General features: G+C 65.5%; 1 protein-coding gene. It reads right to left on the bottom strand.

Going from position 1 to position 8,061, the window contains the following annotated elements:
* Positions 1–281: 281 nt before the first annotated feature.
* Positions 282–8,006 (bottom strand): Ig-like domain-containing protein, encoded by a 7,725-nt coding sequence (locus RT424_RS19230; protein WP_313441513.1) that lies wholly within the window; start codon positions 8,004–8,006, stop codon positions 282–284.
* Positions 8,007–8,061: the final 55 nt, after the last annotated feature.

Raw genomic sequence — 8,061 nt, 5'->3', positions numbered from 1 at the left:
GAAAGCGGGAAGATCGATCGTACCAGCGAACCGCGCGGCCCCGGCGCCCCGCGTCCGCTGACCGGATCTTCGATCCCCAAGGCCGGTCGCCGCCTTCCCGGTAGTGCCACGCCGCAGGGTGCCTAAGGCATTTTGAAAGAATGGCGCGCCTTCGCTCGATGCGAAAGCAGCTCATTCCATGACGAGTTCTCCTCAGGGAGAATGCAGGAGGGGCGCGAGACCGATGGTCTTGCGCCCCTTTTCTGTCGGGCAATTTAGCCCTTCGGCATGCGGTCGGGCAACTAGACAACCACCAGCACTGGATGATCGACATAAATGCTGGTCGAGCCCAGGGTATAGTGGTTGTACGCTTCGCCGTTTATCACCGTCTGGCCTTGCAGGACCGCGCCGGTCATCGTGACACGGTCGCTGGCATCGCCGGTAACGGTCAATTGTCGACTGGCCTCCGTCGCGCGTAGAACACCGGCCTCGGTAAGGGTAATCTGCCGTCCGCCATCGCCAAGGCCCAGATCGATCCGTTCGATATTGAGGATATTGGTCACCGCATCGAGATTGAGCACGGCCCCCGTCCCGCTGTCGATCAACAGAGTGTCGGTGCCCACGCCGCCGTCGATCAGGCTGTCCGTGGCATCATAGACTAGGGTATCGTTGCCCGCGCCGCCGCTGAGCGAGTCTGCTCCGGCGCCGCCGCGCAGCAGATCGTTCCCGGCGTTGCCGTTCAGGATGTCGTTGCCGGCGTAGCCGTAGAGGCGATCGCTTCCTGCCCCGCCCGTCAGAGTATTGGCTCCGGACGTTCCCTCGAAGATGTTGGACGAACCGCTGGCGTTCAACAGGCTGACGTCGAGCAACGATCCTGTCGAGGCAGAGGCCTGAAGCCCGGTCATGTCGGTAGCTGTGATCGAAGTGGAATTGAGCACGTCGAGACCCAGCAGCGACAGGTTCTGCTGGAAATGGACCGTATTCAGCAATTCGTTGACGGCCAGGTTGTCCATCGCCCCGCCGTTCAGCGCAGTGATGGTGAGCGTCGACGAGGGGCCGAGAATCCCGAAGATGCCCGATGAATTCGTCACCTGGATGTGCAATCCCAGTTCAGCCGCGAGAGCGGTGGAAGCGGTCAGGGTATAGGCCCCCAGCGACAGCACCAGGGCAGGCGCATAGCGGACTTGAACGGTCTTCAGATTGTTGTTCGGGTCCACCGCCGTGAGCGACTGTGTGCTGAGATCGAGGAGGTTGAGCGCTTCCAGCCCGACCAGGCCGAGCAGCGCCGTGCCGGAGGCCTGGACCACTGGCGCCTGCTCCGGGACGGCAGTGATGTTCAGGGCGTGCGCGGCGCTGCTGCCGATGTTGCCCGCCGCATCCACGATCCGAACCGCCACGGCATGGGATCCAACCGACATGTTGCCGAGGCCGTAGACCCAAGTCTGGCCCGAAACCGCCGCACCGACCCACGCGCCTCCGTCGATTTGAACCTGCACGATTTCGCCCGATCCGAGAGACGCGCTGAGCGTACCACCCACGGTGGGACTGCGATCGTATGTGCTCCAGTCCCCGGCTGTTCCCGTGTCCGAGACGAGCGTGGTGATCGCCACGGTCGCAGCGGGTGGGGTCCGGTCCAAGGCCATCGCATAAGCGTTGGAAGCCGAACTGGCATTGCCCGCGGCATCGACCGCCACGGCAGTGAAGCTGTGCAGGCCGTCGCTCAATGCCGTGCCCGGAGTGAACGTCCAGGTGCCCGCGCCGTTAGCCGTGGTCGTCCCCAGCGGCACGCCGTTATCGTAGACGATGACCGTGGTATTGGCAGGCCCCGTTCCGATCAATTGCGGCGCCGAATCGTTGGAACTCGCACCATTGGTGACCGTGCCGGTGCCCGGCGCCACATCGTCGACGATCGAAGTGATCGCCGGCGCCGATGGAGCGGAAGTATCGACGGTCACCGTGAAGCTGTTGGAGACGCCCCCGGCGTTGCCCGCGGCATCCGTGGCCGTTGCGGTGAAAGTGTAGGGACCTTCGCCGAGAGGACTGGTGGGCGTGAAGGTCCAGTTGCCGCCGGAATCGGCCTGCGTCGTGCCCAGTGCCGTGCCGTTCGCCGCAATGCTTACGGTCGAGCCCGCTTCGGCGGTGCCGCGCAGCAGCGGCAGTGTGTCGTTCGTCACGCCGCCGCTGCCTACCTGCCCCTGGATCGAGCCGATATCGTCGATGAGGCTGCCGATCACCGGTGCTGCCGGGGGACTCGTATCGACCCAGATCAGGAACGTCGCGGAAGCCGGGCCCTGATTGCCCACCGCGTCGGTCGCCCTTGCGGTGAAACTGTGTTCGCCGGGGGACAGGGGCGTGGATGGCGTGAAGCTCCAGGCGCCGGATGCATTGGCAGCGGTGGTGCCCAGCAATGTCCCGCCTTCGTAGATCGATACCAGGCTATTGGCCTCGGCCGAGCCTGCCAAAGTCGGCAAGGTATCGTCGGTCGGCGCACCATTGGTGATGGTGCCGGTCCGCGGGCCCGTGTCGTCGGTGATGGTGGAGATCGTCGGCGCCGCCGGTGGCGCGCTGTCCACGTTGACGACATAGGCACTCGATACGGCGCTGACGTTGCCCGCCGGATCGCGAGCCGTGACGGTGAAGCTGTGCGGGCCGTCCGGGAGGCCCGATGGCGGCGTAAAGCTCCACGTTCCGGTACCGCTGGCCAGGGTCGTGCCCAGCAGCGCGCCGTTGTTGTAGACCGAAACGGTCGCATTGGCTTCCGCAGTTCCGGAGAGCGACGGCGCGCCGTCGTCGGTAGCGCCGCCGTTGGCGATCGTGCCTTGGCTGGCGCCCACATCGTCGCCGGCGCTGACGATCACCGGTGCGGTTGGTGCTGCGATATCCACGACGATTGCGAAAGCGGGCGTCGCCACGCTGACATTGCCGACGGCATCGGTGGCCGTGACGGTGAGCGAATGCGGCCCACTGCCTAGAGGAGCGAGTGGCGTGACACTCCAGCTCCCGGTGCCGCTGGCCGTCGTCGAGCCGATGAGCGTTGCACCGTCATAGAGAGTTATCACCGCATTCGCCTCGGCCGTACCGGTCAAGGTTGGGCGCGTATCGTCGGTCGTCGTCCCGGATGCGAGGTTCCCCTGGATCAGGCCGACATCGTCGGTCACCGATACCACCACGGGCATGGCAGGGGCGGCATTGTCCACCGTGATCGCGTAAGTGTTGGAGACAGGGCTCTGGTTGCCCGCCGCGTCGATGGCGATCGCGGTAAGGGCATGTACCCCTCCCGCCAGATCGGTGGGCAGTGTGAAGCTCCAGACGCCTGCCCCGTCACTGCCGGTCGTGCCGAGCAGGTTCGCGCCTTCGTAGATCGAAATGGTGACGTTGGCCGCTGCCGTACCGGTCAGTGTGGGCCGGGTATCGTCGGTGCTGCCGCCGGACGCTATGGTACCCTGGATCGCTCCCAGATCGTCCAGGGCGTTGGAAATCACAGGGGCAGCGGGAGCGCCTGTAATAACCGTCAGCGTAAACGGGGCCGACGCCGCGCTCAGGTTGCCCAACGGGTCCGTCGCCGTGATCGTGAAGGAATGGACGCCGTCAGCCAAGGGGGTGACCGGCGTGAACGACCATTGGCCGAACGGGTCGGCAGTCGTAGTGCCGAGCAGAATACCCCCGTCGTAGACCGTGACGGTCGCAGCGCCTTCCGTGGTGCCGGTAAGGGCGGGCGTGGCATCGTCGGTGGCTCCACCGCTTCCTACTGGCCCGACGGTTGGACCGGCATTGTCGAAGGCCGTAGCGATTGCGGGCGTCGCTGGCGGTGTACGGTCGATCGTGGTGGAAGCGGGCGGCGACGCATTGCCCGCCGCATCGATTGCCGTGGCACTGACCACCGTCCCTCCCGCGAGAGGCGACGACGGCGCATAGGACCATCGACCGGTGCTATCGGCGACTACTGAAACGTCGATGACTGTGTCACCGTCCAGATCGAGCCCTACCGTCGCATTGGCTTCGGCCGTCCCTGTCAGGACCGAACCGTTGCTGGCGTCGATCGATGGCGGCGCCGGAGGGGCGGTATCGACGCCGAAGCTCAGCGGCGCGCTGTTGAGGCTCTGCCGGCCGCCTTCGCTGGCGGTAGCCGTTATGCTGTGCGGTCCGCCGGCAAATGGCGAGGACGGGATGAAAGTCCACACACCACCCGGGTCCGCCAGGGTCGTGCCGATCGCAACGCCGTTGTCGTAGATCGTCACCAGCGCGTTGGCCTGTGCGGTGCCGGAAATCACCGGCATCGGGTCGTCGGTCGATCCGTTGGCCCCGATCGGTCCCTGCGACGTGCCCACATTGTCTGTCACCGTGGGCGTAGGCGGGATGGGCGGCGGCGTGGTGTTGATGAAGACGTTCACCGTTTCGGCATTGGGGAGCGAGCGATTTCCCGCCGGGTCTACGGCTGTGGCGAAGACGATCTGGCCATTGAACAGGGGCGGCGTGAAGGTCACGCTCCATTGGCCGAAGCTGTCCACCCTGGTCGTAGCCTCAGGCAGATCGTCTCCGTCCAGGTCCAGTTCGATCGTCGCTCCCGGATCGCCAGTGCCCGATACGGTCACCCCATCGGTGGGATTGAGCAACGGTATGTTCGGTTGGGTAATGTCGATCTCTATCTCGTAAGCCGGGGATTCAGGGCTGACATTGCCCGCGTCGTCGATGGCGGTGACAGTGAAGACATAGCTTCCCGGCACCAGGCTGGGCGTGAACGACCAGGCCCCGTTACCCGCAGCCACCGTGCTCGTGAGCAAGGCGCCGTTGACGTAAAGGCTGACGGTCGCCCCGGATTCCGCCGTGCCTTCGATCAGTGGCTGCGTGTCGTTCGCCGAGCCGCCATCGGCCACCACGCCCGATTGCGGCAAGGTGTTGTCCACCACCTGCTGGATGAGCGGCGCGGGCGGGGCATTGGTATCCAGCGTGAAAAGAAACGGCGTGGAGGCGGGACCGGTGTTGCCGGACGGGTCGGTGGCCGTCACCGTGATGCTGTGAGCGGCGCCGGACAGCGGCGCACTCGGTGTGAAGGTCCAGACGCCGAGATTGTCCGCCAGCGTCGTGCCGATCGGCACGCCGTTGTCCAGGATCGTCACCAGGCTGCCGGCATCCGCCGTTCCAGTGAACTGCGGCTGCCTGTCGTTGGTGGCGCCACCATCCGCAACAGGCCCCTGATCGGGGGCTTCGTTGTCGATCACCGTCCCCAGGCTGGGTATGCCGGGAGCCGCCGCATCGATGACTGTCACGGTCTTCGAAGAAACATTGCCCACCGCATCCCCGGCGGTAATCGCCACGGTCGTTCCGTGAGGCAGGGGACCAGGCAGGGCATAGCTCCATTGGCCTGCTCCGTTGGCCTGGACCTGCGCTTCGATGATGTCGTCATTGCCGATATCGATGCTGATCACGGCATCGGGTTCGGCCGTTCCCGACAGGACGGTCTGGCCATTGCCGGGATCGACCACCGGCGGCGCGGGCGGCGCTGCGTCTATGGTGAAGCTGAAGGGCGCGGAAACAGGCCCGGTATTGCCGGCCAGATCCGTGGCGCGGACCGTGATGATCTGCAATCCGCCCGCCAGCGGAGGGGCGAAACGCCAGTTGCCGAAACCGTCCGCGACTGTCGTGGCAACCTGGACCCCGTTGGCGAAGATCGTGATCGTGGCATCGGCTTCCGCCGTGCCGATAATTTCCGGAGTGGAATCGTTGGTCACGTCTCCCGGATTGACGGCGCCGACGATGCCTGGCGCATTGTCCGTAACGGTAACGATGTTCGGCGCGATCGGCCCCGAGGTATCCACGGTGACGATGTAGCTGTTGGAGACCCCGCTGAGATGGCCGGCCGCACTGGTAGCAAAGGCCGTCAATAGATGGGTCGCGTTTCCGAGCGGCGCTGCCGGTATCAGGCTCCAGTTGCCGGCACCGTCCGCAATGGCCGATCCGATCGGATTGCCATCTGCATAGACGACGATCGTGGCGTTCGCGGCCGAGGTTCCGACAACGGCAGGCTGGGAATCGTCCGTCCGTCCTCCGGTGGCTACCGTGCCCTGCGTTGCGCCGATATCGTCGGTCAGGCCGGTGATGACCGGCGGTGTCGGCGTGCCGATATCGACCGTGAGCGTATAGGCGGGCGATGCCGGGCCGAGGTTCCCCGTGGCGTCCGTCGCCCGCGCCGTGAAGGCATGAGTGCCCGGTAACAGCGCCGTGGTGATGGCCAGGCTCCAGGCGCCAGTCGCGCTTGCAAGGACCTGTCCTATGGGCAGGCCATTGTCGAAAATCGTGACCGTAGTGCCTGGCTCCGCCGTTCCGGTCAGCAGGGGCAGGACATCGTCCGTCGCACCGCCGCTGGCGACGGTCCCCATCTGCGGCCCCTGATCGTCCACTGCGCCGATGATGGTTGGCGCGACCGGCGGCGTCCTGTCGATCACCAGACTGCGGGTTGCCGAGGTATTGCCGGCCTCGTCGGTGGCCGTGACGATGACCGTCGCACCGTCCGGCAGAAGGCCCGCCGGTGTGTAGGTCCAGACGCCGGAACCGTTGGCCGTCACCTGGGTGTCCACGGTGCCGTTGCCGTCCAGATCGAGATTTATCGTCGCATCCGGTTCGGCGGTTCCGCTCAGACTGGCGCCCGTGCTGGGCGCGATGACCGGCGCGGCGGGCGCGGCCGTGTCTATCGTCAGGGTGAAGCTTGCAGACGCGCCGCTGGCGTTTCCGGCTGCATCCGTGGCGATGGCGGTAAAGACATGCGTTCCCTGCGTCAGCGCCGGACTGGGGAAGAAGGTCCAGTTGCCCGTTTCGCCGGTGGCGGCCGTGCCCACGATGACGCCATTATCGAAGATCGTGATTTTCGAGCGTGGCTCGGCCATGCCAGAAAAAATGGGAACCGCGTCGTCGGTAACGGCGTCGTCCAGCAGGATTCCCTGCCGCGACCCCACGTTGTCGGACGCCAATACGAATTCCGGAGGCGGCGGCGGCGTGGTGTCTACGGTGATGAGGTAAGGAGACGAAAGCACGCTTTCCGTGCCTGCCGTATTGAAGCTGCGCGCCGTATAAGAGTAAGTGCCCTGCGAGAGCGGCGCGGACGGGGTATAGCGCCAGATGCCGAGCTGGTCGGCCGCTATCGTTGCCATTTCCACGCCGCCGCGCAGGATCGTAACGCTGGCATTGGGATCGGCCGTGCCGATGAGGCTGGGCTGGGTATCGTTCGTGGTGCCGCCGTTGGCGACGAATCCCTGCTCCGTGCCGATATTGTCCGATGCGCCCTGGATCGCCGGGGCATCCGGCGCTCCGCTGACGATGGTCACGGCGTAGGCGGCGGACTGCGCGCTGACATTACCGGCGGCATCGGTGGCGGTGACGACGAAATTGTGATTGCCCTCATCCAGCGGCGCGGATGGCGTGAAGCTCCAGGCGCCGCTGCCGTTCGCTGCCGTGGTGCCCAAAAGTACGCCGTTGTCGTAGATCGATACGAGCGCCCCGTTCTCCGCCGTGCCGGTAAGCGAAGGACGCGTGTCGTCCGTCGAACCAGCGGACGCCACCGTGCCCTGCGTGTCTCCGAAATCGTCTGCAACGGAAGTGATGGACGGAGCGGCAGGCGCAATGCTGTCGATGGTCAGGAGGAAGGGGGCGGATGCGGAACTGGCGTTGCCGACGGCATCGGTTGCCGTGATCGTGAAAGCATGCAGCCCTTGCGCCAGTTCGAGGCTGGGCGTGAACGTCCAGATGCCCCCCACGTCCGCGACGGCCGTGCCCAGCAGGGAACCGCCGTCGAACACCGACACGACCGAGCCTGGATCGGCCGTCCCGGAGAGGGCCGGCTGCCTGTCATCGGTGGATGCACCGCTGGCCAGAGTGCCCTGGTTCTGGCCGACGTCGTCCGTTGCCGATGCGAACGTGGGGATTGCGGGCGGTTGACGATCGATCGTAACAGAGCTTGCGGTAGAGACATTGCCCGCAGCGTCGATCGCCGTTGCGGTGACGATCGTGCCGTTCGCAAGAGGCGTGGCGGGCACGTAAGTCCATATGCCGCTGCCATCGGCCTGAACCGTCTGGTCTACCGTGCCGTTG

The organism is Novosphingobium sp. (genome assembly GCF_032093395.1).
Lineage (GTDB): Bacteria > Pseudomonadota > Alphaproteobacteria > Sphingomonadales > Sphingomonadaceae > Novosphingobium.
This window is presented reverse-complemented; position numbering and strand designations above follow the sequence as displayed.